The organism is Syntrophaceticus schinkii (assembly GCF_000946815.1).
GTDB classification, from domain to species: Bacteria; Bacillota; DSM-12270; order Thermacetogeniales; family Thermacetogeniaceae; genus Syntrophaceticus; species Syntrophaceticus schinkii.
Window position 1 is genome coordinate 1 of sequence record NZ_CDRZ01000204.1, and the last position, 962, is coordinate 962.

Sequence of the window (962 nt, forward strand, 5' to 3'; positions counted from 1 at the left end):
GAATGCCGAAAGGGGGATGCTTGTTCTGTTGGTTGCAGGACGCGGCTTTGGTTTTCAGGCCGTCCCAACCTGCTCTTCTGTAGTTTGCTATGTAGCGCTCCAGGGTACGGGTACTGACAGTTGTTCTATGGCTGCCGGGGATTGTGTATGTACGGGATGCAATCTCCTCCAGTAAGTGCTTTAACTCACCTGGCAGCATGGGGCTCTGGCGGCTGACGATCGGTGCAATCAGCCCATAGCGAAAGGCCGCTATCTGTTCTTGCATTTCGAAATCCATCTTTTCTCCGCTCCTTTGTTTTTTAAGAAGATGTTGGTGAAGCTTCCAGCATCATTCTCTTCGAAGCGGTGCCGTCAATCCATGAGACAGCTTGTGTGGGGCTTTTTTATCCTGGTGCCAGTGCCATTGATTTTTGCTGTCTGTAGAGCCAGTTAAACAACTTATCATCTCCAAACTCTGCCTTACCTGGTCCCATATCTTAAAAAGCCAGCCCCACTCTGTACGGGGCTTCATTTTTCCTACTGGCAGTTGGATGTGGGGCAGAACACGCAGGATCTGTGTCCAAAAGATGTTACCTGAATCCCTTAAAAGCCTGTTCCACCTGGTGGTCCAGCGCCAAAGGCTTTTTTCACTGTAGGGTCCCCCTGCTGCTGTTAGTTCTCCGGCTACCTGTGTCAGGGATTGGCCTTTTGTCTGCTTGCGCATCACCTCTTCTTGCACTTCCCAGGCAGTTTTGCTCTTTTTCCCCGATGAAGGGAGGGAGCAGACCTGTTGTTTTACCACATATGGGACACTTGAAACGAAATATCGGTATGGAATATGCTTCTTCGAGGGTGAATACCATGCGTTTGTAACTGCCCGTGCCGGTGTAGCTTCCGCATAGCTTTACAGGATGGGCATTCCACTGGTCGTAGGTTTTCCGGACAACCGTCTGCAAATAATTCAAGATAAGACTGGACAGTTA

General features: G+C 49.8%; 1 protein-coding gene and 1 pseudogene. Both read right to left on the minus strand.

Translation table 11 applies throughout. The annotated features are described in order from the left end of the window. Positions 1–277 (minus strand): annotated as a pseudogene (locus SSCH_RS07485) (hypothetical protein); the annotation flags it as partial. 51 nt (positions 278–328) lie between these two features. Then, entirely contained in the window at positions 329–781 is a 453-nt protein-coding gene (locus tag SSCH_RS07490; RefSeq protein ID WP_044664921.1) for a hypothetical protein, read from the minus strand. Between the last annotated feature and the right edge of the window lie 181 nt (positions 782–962).